This is a genomic window from Nonomuraea sp. NPDC049695, assembly GCF_040674955.1.
Taxonomy (GTDB): domain Bacteria; phylum Actinomycetota; class Actinomycetes; order Streptosporangiales; family Streptosporangiaceae; genus Nonomuraea; species Nonomuraea helvata.
In genome coordinates, this window is the sequence record NZ_JBFANV010000008.1 from 103,362 (window position 1) to 118,898 (window position 15,537).

The following is a 15,537-nucleotide window of genomic DNA, read 5'->3' on the forward strand; positions in this document are numbered from 1 at the left end:
AGCGTACGACATATCCCGCCATCGCGTCCTAGAAGCGACCGAAGTGCAATCATGGCTTCGTGCTACAGGTTGAGCTGCGATTCGACCACGCCTCGCGAGCGTCCCAGACCCACACGAACCTCTCGGCGATCCGGCAGAGCTCAACCGGCCTCTGGGTGGCCGGCGACGAGACCGCCACCTTCGAGCATCTGACGTGGACGGGCGACCACTACGGCGAGCAGCGGACGTTCCGCCTGGCCGACTACGTCACTCTGCCCGCGGGCCCCGAGGACGAGGCCGACATCGAGGGCCTGGCCAGGGCGGACGGCCATCTCTGGCTGGTCGGCTCGCACAGTCTCAAGCGCAGGAAGGTCAAGTCCAAGGACCCGGACAAGGCCGCCGACCGGCTGGCCACGGTGATCAGGGAGGAGAACCGCTTCATCCTGGTACGCCTGCCGCTCCACGGCGAGACGCCCGGCCCTGGAACGGTCCTGTCGGGCAAGGAGGCGCTGACCACGCATCTGCGCGACGACCGGCACCTCGCGCCGTTCCTGGAGCTGCCAGGCAAGGACAACGGGCTCGACATCGAGGGCATCGCCGTCGTGTCCGAGCGGATCTACATCGGGCTGCGCGGTCCCGTGCTGCGTGGCTGGGCGGTGGTGCTGGAGCTGCGGCTCGAGGACGCGGGCAAGGGACGGATGCGGCTGCGCGAGCCGTACCGCAAGCACTTCCTCGACCTGGGCGGGCTGGGCGTGCGGGACCTGTGCCCGGACGGCGACTCGCTGCTGGTGCTCGCCGGGCCGACCATGGTCCTCGACGGTCCCGTACGTGTCGTGCGCTGGCGGCCCGGCCCCAAGCGGCAGGAGGTCGTTCCTGAGGACGAGCTGGAGGCGGTGATCGAGCTGCCCCACGGCCTGAGGTGCGACCGTCCCGAAGGACTGGTGCGGCTGGCCGACGGCCGGCTCATGGTCGTGTACGACAGCCCGTCGCCCGCGCGGATGACCCCGGCGGGCGGCGTGCTGGCGGACGTCTTCACGATCTAGCCACGCGCCCCTTGAGCCAGGGGGCGTCCGCCACGAACGTGCACGAGCCCGGCTCGATCTCCGTGAACCCGGCGTCGCGCACCACCGGCAGCCCCTCGGCGACCATCGCGCCGAAGTCGGCCTGCGAGGCCGCCGTCCGCACGCAGACCGCGAGGCCGCGGGCGCGCCAGGCCTCCCGCTCGGCCGCGTCGCTGGCCCACCAGGCGAGCTGGGCGGCGTGCCCGGCCTGCGCCATGGCCTTGCCCGCGGACATGGCGAGCTCGGGGTTGGCCCACAGGATCGGCGGCTCGGCGGACGGCGGGTCGGCGGTGTCGCTCAGCTCGGTGCCGCCCACCTGCAGCCGCGCGAGGTCACGCGGCCAGCCGTCGAGCGGTACGGGCGGGTGCACGCGTACCTCGGCCGTGCGGTGCTCGACGGTGCGCCCCGGCAGCGCGACCGCCCTGCGCCACTCGGCGCCCCTGGCCCGGCGCACCACCTTGCGGATCTTGCCGGTCGACTGCCAGGTGTGCAGCTCGGCGGCCCACTCCCCCGGGTCGTCCAGCAGGCTCAGCACGGCCATGGCGGCCGCTTCCAGGGCATCTGTCCGCTCGGGGGGAGCGGCTCTTTCGATCCTGACGACCAGCGGCAGGACATAAAGCTCAAAGCTCTCGGGGTTCTCGGAGTTCATCGCCCTCTAGCATGCCCGATGGCCACCGACATGCCGGCGGCCAGGAGGCACAGAGCGCCGGCGCCGTACCAGGCGAGGTCGTAGGCGCCCAGGTGGTCGCGGGTGAGCCCGGCGCCCACGGCGGCGAACGCCGCGCCGACCTGGTGCGAGCCGAACACCCACCCGAACACCACGGCCCCGTCGGCCCCGTAGATCCGCCGGCACAACGCCACCGTGGGCGGCACGGTGGCCACCCAGTCCAGCCCGTAGAACACGATGAAGATCAGCATGCTGGGCTCGGTCGTGGCCGCGAACAGGCTCGGCAGCACCATCAGGGAGAGCCCGCGCAGCGCGTAGTAGACGCCCAGCAGCACCTTGGGGTCGATCTTGTCGCTGAGCCAGCCGGACGCGATCGTGCCCGCGATGTCGAAGATCCCGATGACCGCCAGCAGCCCCGCCGCGACGGGCTCGGCCATGCCGTGGTCGTGCGCGGCCGGGATGAAGTGGGTGCCGACCAGGCCGTTCGTGCTGGCCCCGCAGATCGCGAAGCCGCCCGCGAGCAGCCAGAACGGCCGCGTCCTCGCCGCCGAGGCGAGCACGGTGACCGCCCTGACGGCCGCGTTCACGGTGCTCGGCGGCGTACGGACCGCGCCGGGATCCGCGCCGAGCGCCGTCGTGCCCACGTCTTCGGGACGGTCGCGCAGCAGCCACCACACGAACGGCACCACGGCCAGCGCCGCCCCGGACACGGTCAGCGAGGCGAAGCGCCACCCCGGCCCCTCGGCGAGCTGGGCGAGGACCGGCAGGAAGATCAGCTGCCCCGTGGCGCCGGCCGCGGTGAGCACGCCGGTGACCAGCCCGCGGTGCCGCACGAACCAGCGGTCCACCACGGTCGCGGCGAACACCAGCGCCATCGAGCCCGTTCCGAGCCCGACCAGCACGCCCCAGAACAGCAGGAGCTGCCAGCTCGCGGTCATCAGGACGGTGAGGCCGCTGCCCGCGGCGATCAGCAGCAGCGCGACGGCGACCACCCGGCGCATGCCGAAGCGGTCCATCAGAGCGGCGGCGAAGGGTGCGGTCAGACCGTAGAGCACCAGGTTGATCGAGACGGCCAGTGAGATCGTGCCGGCCGACCAGCCGAACTCCTCCTGGAGCGGGGTGATCAGCACGCCGGGGGTGGCGCGGAACCCGGCCGCGCCCAGGATCGCCACGAAGGCGACGGCCGCGACGAACCAGGCTCGGTGCATGCGGCCGCGCGTGGGGGTGGTGCTCAACGTCATGCGCCAATCCTGCTTTATCCCCTTACATGGTCACGAGTGGCCGGAAAGCCAATATGTGAAAGAATCTGGCCATGACACACCGGATCGTGGTCGTCGCGCTCAACCACTTCGCCCCGATCGACCTCGGCGTGCCCGGGCAGGTGTTCGGGGTGGCCGAGACGGCGGACGGCGAGAAGCTGTACGAGGTGGTGACCTGCTCGGAGGGGCGCATGCCGGTCCGCTGTTCCGCGGGCTACAGCGTGCTGCCCGACCACGATCTCGACGTGCTCGACACCGCCGACACGGTTGTGGTGCCCGGCATCCACGCGGGCCGGGCCATGCGGTACGGCACGATCTCTCCCGCGCTGGCCGAGGCGCTGCAGGGGCGGCCTCGTACGATGTCGATCTGCACGGGGGCCTTCGTGCTGGCGGCGGCAGGGCTGCTCGACGGCCGTCCGGCCACCACGCACTGGCGCGACGCCGAGCTCTTCGCCCGGCTGTTCCCGCAGGTGAAGCTGGACCCGGACGTGCTGTTCGTGGACGACGGAGACGTGCTGACCTCGGCCGGGGTGGCGGCCGGGATGGATCTGTGCCTGCACGTGATCAGACGCGACCACGGCAGCGAGGTGGCCAACCGGGCGGCCCGCCGCTGCGTCATGCCGCCGTGGCGGGAGGGCGGCCAGGCCCAGTACATCGACCGGCACCTGCCGTACGCGGGCGGCGGCACGGCGGCCACGCGCGACTGGATGCTGGCCCACCTGGACCGCCCGCTCGACCTGACCGCGCTGGCCGGGCACGCGAGGATGAGCGTGCGCACGTTCACCCGGCGCTTCCGCGACGAGACCGGCATGAGCCCGGCCAGATGGCTGAACGGGCAGCGGGTCCAGCACGCCAGGCGCCTGCTGGAGACGACGGACCTGGGCGTGGAGGAGGTGGCCAGGAAGGCCGGGTTCGGGACGGCGGTCTCGCTCCGGCAGCACCTGCATGCCGCCGTCGGGGTTTCGCCGCTGGCGTATCGGCATACGTTCCGCCGACCCTGAGTTTCTTGCGACAAAAGCCACATACCCCCCTAGAATCGCCGCAAGAAGAAGATCGACAAGGAGGGGTCGTCACATGGCCGACGCGGACCACTTACCCGCGGGGATCAACCCGAATGTGCCCAGCGTCGCCCGCATGTACGACTACTACCTCGGCGGCCGGGACAACTTCGCCGCCGACCGCGAAGCGGCCGAGAAGATGATGGAGATCGGCCGGAGGATGGGCAACGACGCCCGCGAGATCGCCCTGGCCAACCGCGCCTTCATCGGCCACGCCGTACGCATGCTCGCCGAGGCCGGGGTGCGCCAGTTCATCGACATCGGCGCGGGCCTGCCCACCCAGGACAACGTGCACCAGGTGGCCCAGCGGCACGCTCCCGGCTCCCGTGTCGTCTACGTGGACAACGACCCCATCGTGCTGATCCACGCCCGCGCGCTGCTGGCCAGGGACCCGGACGTCCTGGCGATCGAGGGCGACCTCAAGGACCCTGACGCCATCCTGGACGACCCGCGCGTCGCGGAGCATCTCGACCTCTCCCAGCCGTACGCCGTCCTGCTGGTCGCGGTGCTGCACTTCATCCCCGACAACGCCGAGGCCGACCGGATCGCCGCGCGCATCCGCGAACGCCTGAGGCCCGGGGGCCATCTGGTGCTGTCGCACCTCCTGTACGCGGGCCACGAGATGGACGATGTCGCCACGGCCGGCCAGCAGGTCTACTCCGGCACGACCTCGGGAGGCCTGGCGCGGCGCGGCTACGACGAGATCGCCTCCTTCTTCGACGGCCTGGAGCTGCTCGGCCCGGGCGTCGTGCCGGTGGCCGACTGGACGCCCGACGCTGCCCCCGGCGGTACGTACGACCTCGCCAAAGGCGGCATCCTGGCCGGGGTCGGCCGCCGCCCGGACTAGGCCGTCGCCGTCGTCAGGCAGCCGTTGTCCCCCGGCTAGATTGAGGGGGTGTCCCTGACCCTCGATTTCGTCAGCACGATCAGGGCCGAGCGGTCCGGCCTGATCGACACGCTGTCCGACGTGGACGGCCTGACGGCCTGGACGCGTACGCACGCGGCCGACCTGGGCGACTTCACCGTCACGGAGGAGCTGCGACAGGAGACGGTGCGCCTGCGGCAGGCCGTACGCGCGCTGCTGGCCCGGGCCGTGGCGCCGGAGCCGCCGAGCCGCGCCGACGCGTCGGCCCTGCCCGGATTCGAGGAGTCACTGACCCTCGTCAACGCCACCGCCCTGGCCGCACCCACCGCGCCCCAACTGCGCTGGAACGGCGAGCCGGCTCTCGTCACCGCGCCCGCCATCGAGACCGACCCGGGGACCCGGTTGCGCGCCAGGCTGGCCACGGCAGCCGTCGAGTTCCTCGCGGGGCCGGAGCGTGCCCTGCTCCGCACCTGCCAGGCGCCGCGCTGCGTGCTCTATTTCCTCAAGGAGCACCCGCGTCAGGAGTGGTGCTCGACAGCCTGCGGCAATCGCGCCCGAGCGGCCAGGCACTACAAGGAGCGCCGGAAAATCTAACGTTTGCAATGTCGTCTTGCCGTTATATGCTCTCGGTCTAACGGCAAGACAGCCATGCATGCGTTAGAGGAGAGTGGGATGTCCTTCCAGACCGGACACATCGGGCTCAATGTCACCGATCTCGACAAGTCCAAGGAGTTCTACACGCGCGTCTTCGGGTTCACGGTGGCGGGCGAGTCGCACGAGGACGGCCGCAGGTACGCGTTCCTGACGCAGGACGGAACGCTGGTGCTGACGCTCTGGCAGCAGAGCGAGGGCCGCTTCGCCACCGCCCTGCCGGGGCTGCATCACCTGTCGTTCCAGGTGGCGGAGCTCGAAGCGGTACGGCGCGCGGAGACCGTGCTCAGGGAGATCGGCGCCACCCTGCACCACGACGGCATCGTGCCGCACCGCGAGGGCGCCTCGTCGGGCGGCGTGTTCTTCGAGGACCCCGACGGCATCCGGCTGGAGATCTTCTCCCCGGACGGCGCCGGCGACCGCCCCGCGCCCGCCTCCGACGCGCCGACCTGCGGTTTCTTCTAATGAGACATCCGGGAGAGGTCGCCGTACAGCGGCGGGCGGGGGTGCGGGCGGAGGACCACGGCAGCTCGCGGACGCGCCCGCAGATCCCGGAGGTGGCGGCCGAGTTCCTGCGGAACCAGCACATGATCGTCCTGGGCGCGGCCGACGACGGCGGGCGCGTCTGGGCCGGCGTGCTGACGGGCCCCACAGGCTTCGCCTCGCCGTCGGACGACCGGACGATCGTGCTGCACGCCGTGCCGGACACCGCCGATCCCCTTCACGGGCTGTTCGCACAGGAGCGGGACATCGGCCTGCTGGCCATCGAGCCGCACACGCGGCGCAGGATGCGCGTGAACGGCACCGCGGTACAGGCCGGTGAGGCTCTGGTGGTGTGGACGGAGCAGGTCTACTCGAACTGCCCCAAATACATTCAGACCCGCTCCCCCACCTCCGCTCCGGGCACCCCCGCGGGCCTGGGGCGCGGGACCTCGCTGTCCGACCGGCACCAGAGGTGGATCGCGGAGGCGGACACGTTCTTCATCGCCACGCGAGCCGACGGGCTCGGGGCGGACGTGTCACACCGAGGCGGCAACCCGGGGTTCGTCCAGGTCACGGGAGCGCGCTCGCTGGAGTTCCCCGACTACCAGGGCAACTCGATGTACATGACGCTCGGGAACCTGGAGCTGGACCCGGCGGCCGGGCTGCTGTTCGTGGACTGGGAGCGCGGGGAGACGCTGCAGCTCACGGGCCGGGCCTGGGTGGAGTGGGGGGACCGGCGGGTGGTGCGTTTCGAGCTGGACGAGTACGCGCACCTGGCCGACACGGTGTCGGCCGGCTGGACCGCTCCCGGGTACCACCGCTTCAACCCACCGGTCTAGCGTCCCGGTCCAGGAAGGCCGCGGTGCCCGCGCAGGCCGCCGCGACGAAGAGCGTGATCACGAAGACCGGCAGGGTGTCCAACGGCGCCGTGTTGTGCACCAAGCCGACGATCAACGTGAGCTGGACCACGGTCAGCGACTCGAGCCGGGGGCGGCGTGCCTGGGCCGCCATGACGAGCAGAACCACGAGGACCGGGAGGTAGGCGGGAGCTCCCTCGTGCTCGGAGGAGCCGTCGACGTACATGGAGAGCATGGCCGCGGCGATGAGGATCGTGGCCGCCGTGCTCAGCACGATGGGTCGTCGAGCGTGGCCTGCCCGCCAGTCCTTGGCCGCCCGGACGGCGACCCCGAGAACGAGGACGCCCGCGGCCGTCAGTACGAGCCTCTCGCCGCCCGTCCCTGAGACCATTCTCGGGGCGACCAGGTCGATGACGATCAGTGCCAGGACGAGCAGCCCCGCGACCGCGGCCACGGCCCTGCCCACACCCTCGTGGGCCAGGGCCGTTTCGGCGAGCACGACCACAAGGATCAGCAGCGCGCCCGCGATGAACGTCGTCATCGGCGGGGTGGGGAATCCTGTCCAGAAAAGCCGGGCGATCAGGCCCAGGTGGAGCGCGGCCGATCCGGCCGCCGCACCCAGAAGCGCCGCGCGCCTGCGTCCGTCCGGCAAGAGGCCGATCGCAGCCGCCGCGGCGGCCGTCAGAATGCTCCAGAGCGGGAGCTCGCCCAACAGATCGGCGGGGAAGCGTCCCCCGCCGAGGCCGCTGTTCGCCGGGGCGACCATGAGGAGGAACGCGGCCACGAGGGCGGACGCACGCCGAACCAGCTCCCACCGCCGCCCACCCGGAGCCCGATCCCGTCCGAGGACGGCGGCCACCGGCTCCCCGGCCGCGCCCGGCGCGGCCGTACCGGATCCCGCCACGACGCCTCCCTTGGACGGTGGCGCCGGTCTGGCTGGTGTGCTCGGTGTGCCGGCCTTCGATCGCCGCACCGGCGGCTCGACGTCCGACGTCCCCGACGGCGCGGGAGATGGCGGCGGTGCAGCCGGACTTCGAGCGGCACCCGAGCCAGGGCCGGGAGATGGCAGCGGTGCAGCCGGACTTCGAGCGGCACCCGAGCCGGGGCCGGGAGGTGGAGTGGCGGACGCGTGGACGGGCCCCGCTCCCGGGCCGCGGAGCGGAGTCGCGAGGACGCGGGCGGCGGCGGCCGAGACCATCCGGCTGTCGTCGTCAGCCAGCTCTTCCAGCGCCAGCCGGGCCGCCAGCGCAAGGCCGGCGTGCCGGCTGTGCCGCAGTCGTTCCAGCGCGTCGATCGTACCGGCCCTGATCTTGGCGATCGGATGGTCGATCGCCTCCTGCAACTCCGGAGGCAGTGGCGCCGGCTGGTCCACCGGGCGGCCGCGGCGCGCGATGACCAGGTCACCCTGCACGTCGAACGTCCACTTGCCGGGCGTCTGGTTGGGCGTGACCGCGCGCACCCGGTCATAGACGTAGTCGTACAGCTCGTCGATGCCCACGTAACCGTCCAGGTCGCGATCGGCGTCGCCCGTCTCCAGCCCCTGCACCAGCGCGCTGGTGAAGACCGACGGCGACGTCTCGCGAGCGTCGGCGAGATCGGTCCCGTCGAAGGCGTACTCCATCGCGTTGGAGGCGGTGATGACCACCCGCCCACGCCCGCCGAACTGCTCCTCCACGTGGACGTCCGCCCCTGCCCTCGGCAGCGCGCCGCGCGTGAAGGCACCCGCGTAGCAGCAGTCGAGCAGCAGCACGACGCGCCTGCACCGGCTGCGGCTCATCCGCCGGTTGACGAACTCGGCGGACACAGCGGTTGCGGCGAGCCGGTTGAGCTTGGTGCTCGGGGTGGCGAAGTAGAGTTCGCCGCTGTCGTCCTTGACCCCGTGGCCGGAGAAGTGCAGCAGGAGCAGGTCGTCGGGGTGTCGATCGGCGAAGAACTCCTCCACGGCCTCGTTGATGACGGCGGTGGGCTCGTTGAGCATCGTGCGCACGTCGAACCCGCCGATGGACTCGTCCCCCAGCACCCTGGCCAGCGCCTCGGCGTCCAGCGCGGGCGCCCGCAGCCCCCGCAGCCCGGGATCCCGGTATTCGTCGTTGGCCACGACCAGGGCCGTACGCCTGCCTGCCCGCGCGGGCGTGCCCGACTGCCTTCGCCGTAACCAGACCTCAGTGAGCCGGCGTTGCTCGGCGGAAGCGATGCCGGTCAGCTCAAGCACGTCTCCCTCGATGTCCAGCTTGACAGAGCGGTGCTGGTTGCGGGTGAGCCAGGCGGTCACCGCGTTCACGATGGCGCCGAGCAGCTCCGTGCCGGCCAGCGCGACGACCAGACCGCCGACCGTGAACGACAGGACCGCCCTCGCCCCTTCGGGCGCCTCTCCCGCCTCGGCGGCGCTCGCCGCCACGTCGAGCTCGAGCAGCTCGGCGCGGAGCCGCGCGGTGGCCTCGTCCAGCTCCTGCGGGTCGGCGGCGTCAGCGACCACCTGCAGGCGCAATTGGGTCGTCTCACTCACCATGGGCCACCTCTCAAGGCAGCTGGAGGACCGCGTCGCAACGCATTGTAGGCACTACGGTGCGTGTGAGTCAGCGCCTTTCCCGCCGCGTGTCAGCCCGTCCAGATCCACGGCTCCGCGATCGGCACCGCGCTGTAGTCCTCACCCGCGACGGGGCAGATCTCCTCCCAGTGCACCCATCGCGCGCCTTCACTCGCCTTCGGCGGCCAGAGCAGATAGCCCCACCGCACCCCGTCGGTGTCATCACCCCAGGCCAGCAGATAGCGCGCCGACGCGGCGTGCTCCACGATGGGCGGCCGCCAGAGCTCGGGCAGATCCCGCGTGTTCAGATCCATACCAACCATTATAAGAACACATATTCGATTTGCGCGGAATGCTAGCCTATGACTTGATATCCGATCCAGTCATAGGGATACACATGGCTGTGGCATTCACGGCGGAAGACCGGGCGCGCATCACCGAGTCCCTGTTCGACGTCGCCGAAGAGCTCTTCGCCACCCAGGGCCTGAAGAAGACCTCGCTCGACGAGCTGGTCGCCGCCTCGGGCATCGCCAAGGGCAGCTTCTACGCGTTCTTCGACTCCAAGGAGGAGCTGTACAAGGAGGTGATGATCCGTAGGGCGCCGATGCTCGGCAAGCGGCTCGCCGCCGCCCTGGACCGGCCGCCGAGCGCCGAGGCCCTCGCCGCCCTCATGCGGGAGATGATCGAGGTGCTCACCACCGACCCGTTCTACCGGCGACTGCTCACCCGCCCCGATGAGCTGGAGGCGGTGACGCGCAGGGTCGGGGCCGAGGAGATCGCCCGTGTCACCCCTCACCTGCTGACACCGCTGCTCGACTACCTCGCCCAGGGGCAGGCCGACGGCGTCATCGTCGCGGACGCCCCGCCGGAGGTGCTGGTCGGCGTGCTGCGCACGGCGGGGCTGCTGGTGCTCAACCGCGACAGGTTCGGGCCGGACCACGCCCAAGTGGTCGAGGCCACCATCAACGCGCTGGCAAGGGGGCTCGTCGCATGAGTGTTCTGAAGAGGTACGCGCAGGCGGCCGGGATGACGGACGAGGCCTGGAAGCGGCACGCCAACCCGTGGAGCGTCTGGACCAGGTTCGCGGCCATCCCGCTGATGATCGCGGCGATCTGGAGCAGGGAGTGGATCGGCTGGTGGGCGCTGGTCCCGGTGGGTCTGGTGGTCGTCTGGCTGGCGCTCAACCCGCACGTCTTCCCTGCCGTCGAGCAGCCCGACAGCTGGACGGCCAGGGGCATCTACGGCGAGAAGCTCTGGCTTCGGGACCGGTCGCTGGTCACCGGCGACCACCGGAGCGTGCAGCGGCTGCTCATCGCGGTCGGCGTGGCGGGCTTCGCCCTGCTCATCTGGGGGCTGATCGCGCTGGAGCCCTGGCCGACCGTCTTCGGCGCCACGCTGGTCACGATCGGCCAACTCTGGCGCATCGACCGCCTCGGCCAGCTCTACCTGGCGCACCAGGCCGCCTCCCCCGAATAGCCGGGGCGGCGCCTACGCGCCGCTGCTCACAACCCCCCACCGGTGGCTCAGCGAACAGAACGTCATCGCGCTCGGCTGAGCTCGACGGTCGGGAACGTCACCGGTGCCGGGGGCAGGCCGGCCTGCACCATCCAGGCATTACCGGTTTCGCCGCCACGCGCGATCGACTCGACCGCCTCGGCGACCTCGTCCGGCTCGGCGATGGCGAGGTGGTGTTCGAGGATGACATCGCGGAGGCTCGCGAGCATCGGGGTGTTCACGAAACCCGGACACGCCGCATTCAGCGTGACGCCGGATGCGGAGCAGGCGGGTGCGAGCGAACGTACCAATCCGACGATGGCGTGCTTGCTGGCCGAATAGACAGGGTCGAACGGATTGGGCGAGATGCCCGCAAGGCTGGAGGTGACGACGATCGCACCGCCCCCCGACGAGGTCAGCGCCGGCAGAGCGGCGCGGATGCCGAACATGGTGCCGTCGATGTTCACCGCGATGACGCGCCGGTAACGATCGATGTCGAAGTCGTCCCCCGCGCCACCGGCGCCGCCGACACCGGCGTTGAGATGCACGATGTCGAGCCCGCCGAATGCCGACACGGCGGCCTCCACCATGGAGTGGTTGTCCTGCTCCCGGCTCACGTCGGCCGGCACGAACAGGCCGCCGATCTCGGCGGCGACGGCCCGGCCCGCGCTCTCGTCCACATCCGCGATCGCCACCCGGGCGCCGGCTCGGGCGAACCGCCTTGCCACCGCGGCGCCGATGCCGCCGGCCCCGCCGGTGACCAACACACCCGTCATTTCGAAGTCTCCTGTTCCGGCTCGGTCTCCATGTCGACCAGTGCGCCCTTGCGGCGCAGGTAGACCTGGCTGCTCACCTCAAGGGCGGCGAACACCACGACATACTGCAGACCACTGATCAGCGGCACCTTGTCGATCGGCAGCGAGTACGCCAGCACGAACCGTACTCCGGCGTCCAGCACCAGGCCGACGCCCCAGATGGCGGTCGCCACCCGCAGCATGTGCCGGAAGGCCGGCGACTCACGCCACGCGGTCTCGGCGCGGTCCCGCGTGGCACCGCCGGTGAAGGCGCGGATGGCCTGGAAGTAGAACGGCGTCCTCGGCAAGGTGGCGAGAATCCAGATCCCGCCGACGGCGGTCATCCATCCGTCCTTGGCCAGGAGAAATCTCGCGCTGCCCGACAGGAACGACGCGGCGACGCTGAGCACAAGGATGGTCAGCGTGAACAGGGCGAGCGCGTCGATCCGCCGCCGCACGGCCACCGTCAGCACCGCCCGGATGCCCGGCGGCAGCACGGCCAGCGTCAACGCCAGCCACTGATTGACGCCGGCCGCGCGCAGGCCGTAGAAAACGGCGAGCGGGGCCACCACATTGACGCCGAGGTTGAGGATGACCTCGCGTCGTGGATCGGCGGTTCTGCTCTTCCTCGGCGGTTCAGGTCCGACCGCCGCTCCTGGTGCGTTCATCAGCGCCCCTTCGAGCCGTACGAATATCCGGAAGCCACGCCGAGGTCGTCACCTTCGCCCCCGTGGCGGTTGCGCCAGATCGCGAGCAGATAGCCGGCCGTGACGAGGGCGAGGACGAGAATGGCCAGCCAGGCGATCCAGCTTCCCTGTGCGACGAGTTCGTCCGTGTCGCGTGCCAGCGCGGGGTTGATCACCCGCGCCTGCCAGAACAGCCAGGCGAGCGGGACGGTGGCGGCAAGCGTGAGCACGGTGCCGGCGATCGCGGTGATGAGGTGCCGGCGACGCGTGCGCAGATTCACGACTCTGATCACGATGGCCAGCGCGATCACGGCAAGGAAACAGGGGATCCATAGATCCCAGAGCGCGGGGTTGACGATCGGCACGGGCACGCCTGCGGCAGTGGACACAGGCGAGATCACCCGCTGCGCGAACAGCGCCGCGACCAGCACCCCGGCCGTGACGAGCTCGCCGATCACGTCGCTCCACCTGGCCGGTCGAGGATCGCTGAGCACGGTCAGCCGGTCGGGCGTCCACGCGTCGGTGCTCTCGGCCGCCTCGGGGCGGGTACTCGACAGGCGGTCGGCAATGGCGAACAGCACGGTCACGCCGACAACGAGGTACATCGCCACGGTCAGCGTGATCCCGATCGGACGGAAGACCGCCGACCACGCGCTTTCCCTGTGGGCGCGCAGCGCCAGGGCCAGCACGACATAGACGATCGGCAGCACGGTGCAGCACGACACGAGGAGTGCGTGGACATAGCCGGGATAGGTTTCGGGACCGATGAGCGCGACGGCGCGGTGTCCGTAGCCGGCGGCCAGGCGCGCGGGGTCACCAAGCTCATCCAGCACGGCGTACTCTGCCTTTTCCCGCGGATCGCCAAGTGCGACGCGGGCATCGACGCCGTCGGCGATCGCCGCGCGCAACTCCCGCTCGATCTCACGACGGTGCTTGGCGGGCGAACGCCGTGCGACGGCTAAGACATACCGGTCGGTCAACGTGGCGGCCACAGGTGCTGTCCTTCCGCGTCGGGGTCCAGGGCCGCGACACCCGCGTCGGAGTCCAGGCGCGTGAGTGTCGCGTCCGGGTCCAGTCGCGTGACGGCCGCGTCGATCGCCCGCCACTCCCGCCACAGGGCCCGCGCGAGACGCATGCCGTCATGGCTCGTGCGGTAGAACTTGCGCGGACGAGCCTCGCTGGTGTCCCACTCGCTCGTCAGCAGGCCCTGGCTCTCCAGCCGACGCAGCAGCGGGTAGAGGGTGTTGCCCGCGACCGGCATACCCGCGCGCTCGAGCTCTTCCAGCAAGCCGTAGCCATATCCCGGCTTCTGGAGCGCCAGCAGACTCGCGAGCACCACAGAGCCACGACGCAGTTCCTGCCGATGCGCATCTAGCAGTTCGGATTCGCTCACGTGTCGCACTATAGTGTGTGACACACATCGTCGTTCAATGCCATCATTGTGCGAAGCGTCAAAAGGATGCCGAGTGCGCCGGGGACCGGCCAAGTAGACGTGGCGGTGCATCGGTCCAGTCGCCGAACCATGGCCGGGTCCTGCCCCCGGGTCGTCGAGCACGGGCCCTCGCCCTGGGGCTTGAAGGGGGGTGCCGCAGATGCCGTGACCGCCCTCAGGGAGGGTCAGCCGAGAACTTGTCGGTCGATTTCGACAATGGGGCGCCGGTCAGGACACTGATGGCGCACGGTGGTCAGAGCCGGCTGATCGCCTCCTTGATCGTGGCCAGATCGCCGAGGACGACCTCGGTGCGGTCGCGATCCGTGTGGAGGCGCCAGTGGGTCTCGGCCACCGCTTCCGGGGAAGCCGGAGAGCCGGGGGCGACAGCGGCGGATATGGGCACATGGCCGACGTGGATGCCCTTGCCGGCGAGCGCCTCGGACAGGGACAGGGCGTAGTTGCGCAGGGCCGAGGCCGCCAGCCCCACGTTGCCCAGGAACGGCAGCGGGTGGACGGCCGAGATGCCCGAGGTGAAGAGCAGGGTGCCGGAGCCGCGCGCCAGCATGGGTGGCAGGACCGCGCGGACCGCCGTCACCGCGCCCAGAACCCCGCCGTCAAAGGCGTCCTGGGCGCTCTCTCTGGTGATCTCCAGCACCGGCGTGAGGGCTTTGACCGCGCCCACGCCGTTGTAGAGCAGGACGTCCACCGGGCCGATGCCGGCCAGGGCGGCGGCCAGCGAGGTCTCGTCCGTCATGTCGGCCTCATGCGTGGAGACCCGGACGTCGTCCAGTTGTGCGGCAAGCGCCGCGAGGTTGGCCTGGCTCCGGGACACGAGCGAGACCTCGAAGCCCTCCTTGCCGAAGCGGCGGGCGACCGCGAGGCCGATGCCGGGGCCCGCGCCGATGATCGCGATCTTCATATGGCACTCCTTAAGTCGAGGGTGGCCCTCACGTTAACACAAGCGGAGACACACCCTCGACTTCACTAGAATGGATGCATGATCCGCCGTGATGCGCAGCGCAACCGTGACGCTCTCGTGGCGGCGGCGCGGGCGGTCCTGGCCGAGCGGGGTGTCGGTGCGCCCCTGGAGGCCGTGGCCAAGCGGGCCGGGGTCGCGATCGGCACGCTCTACCGGCACTTTCCCGAGCGGGGCGAGCTCATCGACGCGATCCTCGATGAGCAGCTGGCCGGCTGGGCCGAGCTGGCCAGGCAGGCGGTGGCAGCCGCCGACGCCTGGGAGGGGCTCGTGGGGTTCCTCGAGCGCACCTGCGAGCTGCAGGCCAGGGACAGGGCCTTCACCGAGCTGGTGTGCCAGGAGCACCAGAGCGACCGGTCCGAGGTCAACCGGCTGATCGGCCAGCTGATCGAGCGGGCCCAGCGGGCCGGTGCGCTGCGGCTGGACGTCGGGCCGATCGATCTGGCGTTCTTCATGATGGCCTGCTCCCGGGTGGCCGAGCAGGATCCGGAGCGCTGGCGCCGCCACTTCACCCTCATGCTCGACGCGCTGCGGACGGGATGACGCCCCGCTGACTGTCCGGGCACGGCACGGGTCGCCGCTCGCTCATGATGCTGCGGGCGCTCGTGGCGGTGCGGGCCTCATGCGGCCGCGGGCATCGTGGCGGTGCAGCGGTCGCGGCGGTGCCAGCGGTGAGAGCAGTGCGCCGGCGGTCGCAGCAGTATCAGCGGGCTCCGTCGCGCGGGTGCTCGTCGCGGTGCGGGCATGG

The 15,537-nt window shown here is 70.9% G+C and carries 18 protein-coding genes; 9 read left to right on the forward strand and 9 right to left on the reverse strand.

Translation table 11 applies throughout. The features are described from left to right. The first annotated feature begins 59 nt into the window (after window positions 1-59). A complete protein-coding gene (locus AB0J64_RS10115; RefSeq protein ID WP_364023569.1) occupies window positions 60-1,022 on the forward strand; it encodes a DUF3616 domain-containing protein in 963 nt (320 codons plus the stop codon). On the opposite strand, the gene AB0J64_RS10120 is transcribed toward AB0J64_RS10115, so the two are convergent. Both AB0J64_RS10120 and AB0J64_RS10125 read right to left on the reverse strand, forming a co-directional pair. Continuing rightward, on the reverse strand, window positions 1,012-1,689 hold the full coding sequence (locus AB0J64_RS10120) for a peptidyl-tRNA hydrolase (protein WP_364023572.1): 678 nt from the start codon (window positions 1,687-1,689) through the stop codon (window positions 1,012-1,014). The genes AB0J64_RS10115 and AB0J64_RS10120 overlap by 11 nt on opposite strands. After that, window positions 1,686-2,948, reverse strand: coding sequence for an MFS transporter (locus AB0J64_RS10125; protein WP_364023575.1), 1,263 nt, complete (start codon window positions 2,946-2,948; stop codon window positions 1,686-1,688). The genes AB0J64_RS10120 and AB0J64_RS10125 overlap by 4 nt, the downstream gene beginning before the upstream one ends. 71 nt (window positions 2,949-3,019) lie before the next feature. Between AB0J64_RS10125 and AB0J64_RS10130 the strand changes: the two genes are divergently transcribed. The 5 genes from AB0J64_RS10130 to AB0J64_RS10150 all read left to right on the forward strand — a co-directional run bounded on the left by AB0J64_RS10130 (window position 3,020) and on the right by AB0J64_RS10150 (window position 6,862). After that, window positions 3,020-3,967, forward strand: a complete 948-nt coding sequence (locus AB0J64_RS10130; RefSeq protein WP_364023578.1) for a helix-turn-helix domain-containing protein — start codon at window positions 3,020-3,022, stop codon at window positions 3,965-3,967. Between the two features lie 73 nt (window positions 3,968-4,040). Beyond that, complete coding sequence (locus tag AB0J64_RS10135) at window positions 4,041-4,871, forward strand: SAM-dependent methyltransferase (RefSeq protein ID WP_364023581.1); 831 nt, start codon at window positions 4,041-4,043, stop codon at window positions 4,869-4,871. 48 nt (window positions 4,872-4,919) lie between these two features. Then, window positions 4,920-5,483, forward strand: a complete 564-nt coding sequence (locus AB0J64_RS10140) for an ABATE domain-containing protein (protein WP_364023584.1) — start codon at window positions 4,920-4,922, stop codon at window positions 5,481-5,483. Window positions 5,484-5,561: 78 nt separating this feature from the next. After that, window positions 5,562-6,005, forward strand: coding sequence for a VOC family protein (locus AB0J64_RS10145; RefSeq protein WP_364023587.1), 444 nt, complete (start codon window positions 5,562-5,564; stop codon window positions 6,003-6,005). Beyond that, complete coding sequence (locus AB0J64_RS10150; protein ID WP_364023590.1) at window positions 6,005-6,862, forward strand: pyridoxamine 5'-phosphate oxidase family protein; 858 nt, start codon at window positions 6,005-6,007, stop codon at window positions 6,860-6,862. Before AB0J64_RS10145 ends, AB0J64_RS10150 begins: the two co-directional genes overlap by 1 nt. Here the strand turns inward: AB0J64_RS10150 and AB0J64_RS10155 are convergent. Both AB0J64_RS10155 and AB0J64_RS10160 read right to left on the reverse strand, forming a co-directional pair. After that, window positions 6,846-9,389 carry a caspase family protein gene (locus tag AB0J64_RS10155; protein WP_364023593.1) on the reverse strand — a complete coding sequence of 848 codons (2,544 nt, stop codon included), beginning with the start codon at window positions 9,387-9,389 and terminating at the stop codon, window positions 6,846-6,848. The two genes, AB0J64_RS10150 and AB0J64_RS10155, sit on opposite strands and share 17 nt — an antisense overlap. An 89-nt stretch (window positions 9,390-9,478) precedes the next feature. After that, window positions 9,479-9,721 carry a hypothetical protein gene (locus AB0J64_RS10160; protein WP_364023596.1) on the reverse strand — a complete coding sequence of 81 codons (243 nt, stop codon included), beginning with the start codon at window positions 9,719-9,721 and terminating at the stop codon, window positions 9,479-9,481. A gap of 83 nt (window positions 9,722-9,804) precedes the next feature. Here AB0J64_RS10160 and AB0J64_RS10165 point away from each other — a divergent pair, with 83 nt between their 5' ends. Both AB0J64_RS10165 and AB0J64_RS10170 read left to right on the forward strand, forming a co-directional pair. After that, window positions 9,805-10,401, forward strand: coding sequence for a TetR/AcrR family transcriptional regulator (locus AB0J64_RS10165; protein WP_364023598.1), 597 nt, complete (start codon window positions 9,805-9,807; stop codon window positions 10,399-10,401). After that, complete coding sequence (locus AB0J64_RS10170; RefSeq protein ID WP_364023601.1) at window positions 10,398-10,883, forward strand: DUF6653 family protein; 486 nt, start codon at window positions 10,398-10,400, stop codon at window positions 10,881-10,883. The genes AB0J64_RS10165 and AB0J64_RS10170 overlap by 4 nt, the downstream gene beginning before the upstream one ends. Window positions 10,884-10,945: 62 nt before the next feature. Here the strand turns inward: AB0J64_RS10170 and AB0J64_RS10175 are convergent, their stop codons facing one another. From AB0J64_RS10175 to AB0J64_RS10195, 5 genes are all read right to left on the reverse strand, one after another. Further along, the gene (locus tag AB0J64_RS10175) at window positions 10,946-11,677 is read right to left on the reverse strand and encodes an SDR family NAD(P)-dependent oxidoreductase (RefSeq protein ID WP_364023604.1); all 732 of its coding nucleotides are present in this window, start codon (window positions 11,675-11,677) and stop codon (window positions 10,946-10,948) included. Continuing rightward, window positions 11,674-12,363, reverse strand: coding sequence for a VC0807 family protein (locus AB0J64_RS10180; RefSeq protein WP_364023607.1), 690 nt, complete (start codon window positions 12,361-12,363; stop codon window positions 11,674-11,676). The genes AB0J64_RS10175 and AB0J64_RS10180 overlap by 4 nt, the downstream gene beginning before the upstream one ends. After that, complete coding sequence (locus AB0J64_RS10185) at window positions 12,363-13,373, reverse strand: permease prefix domain 1-containing protein (RefSeq protein ID WP_364023610.1); 1,011 nt, start codon at window positions 13,371-13,373, stop codon at window positions 12,363-12,365. The genes AB0J64_RS10180 and AB0J64_RS10185 overlap by 1 nt, the downstream gene beginning before the upstream one ends. Next, the gene (locus AB0J64_RS10190; RefSeq protein WP_364023613.1) at window positions 13,358-13,774 is read right to left on the reverse strand and encodes a PadR family transcriptional regulator; all 417 of its coding nucleotides are present in this window, start codon (window positions 13,772-13,774) and stop codon (window positions 13,358-13,360) included. Before AB0J64_RS10190 ends, AB0J64_RS10185 begins: the two co-directional genes overlap by 16 nt. Window positions 13,775-14,066: 292 nt before the next feature. Then, window positions 14,067-14,732: an SDR family NAD(P)-dependent oxidoreductase gene (locus tag AB0J64_RS10195; protein WP_364023616.1), complete on the reverse strand. Its 666-nt coding sequence runs from the start codon at window positions 14,730-14,732 to the stop codon at window positions 14,067-14,069. Between the two features lie 78 nt (window positions 14,733-14,810). On the opposite strand from AB0J64_RS10195, the gene AB0J64_RS10200 reads away from it, so the two are divergent. Further along, window positions 14,811-15,332 (forward strand): helix-turn-helix domain-containing protein, encoded by a 522-nt coding sequence (locus AB0J64_RS10200; RefSeq protein ID WP_364023619.1) that lies wholly within the window; start codon window positions 14,811-14,813, stop codon window positions 15,330-15,332. The last annotated feature ends 205 nt before the right edge of the window (window positions 15,333-15,537 follow it).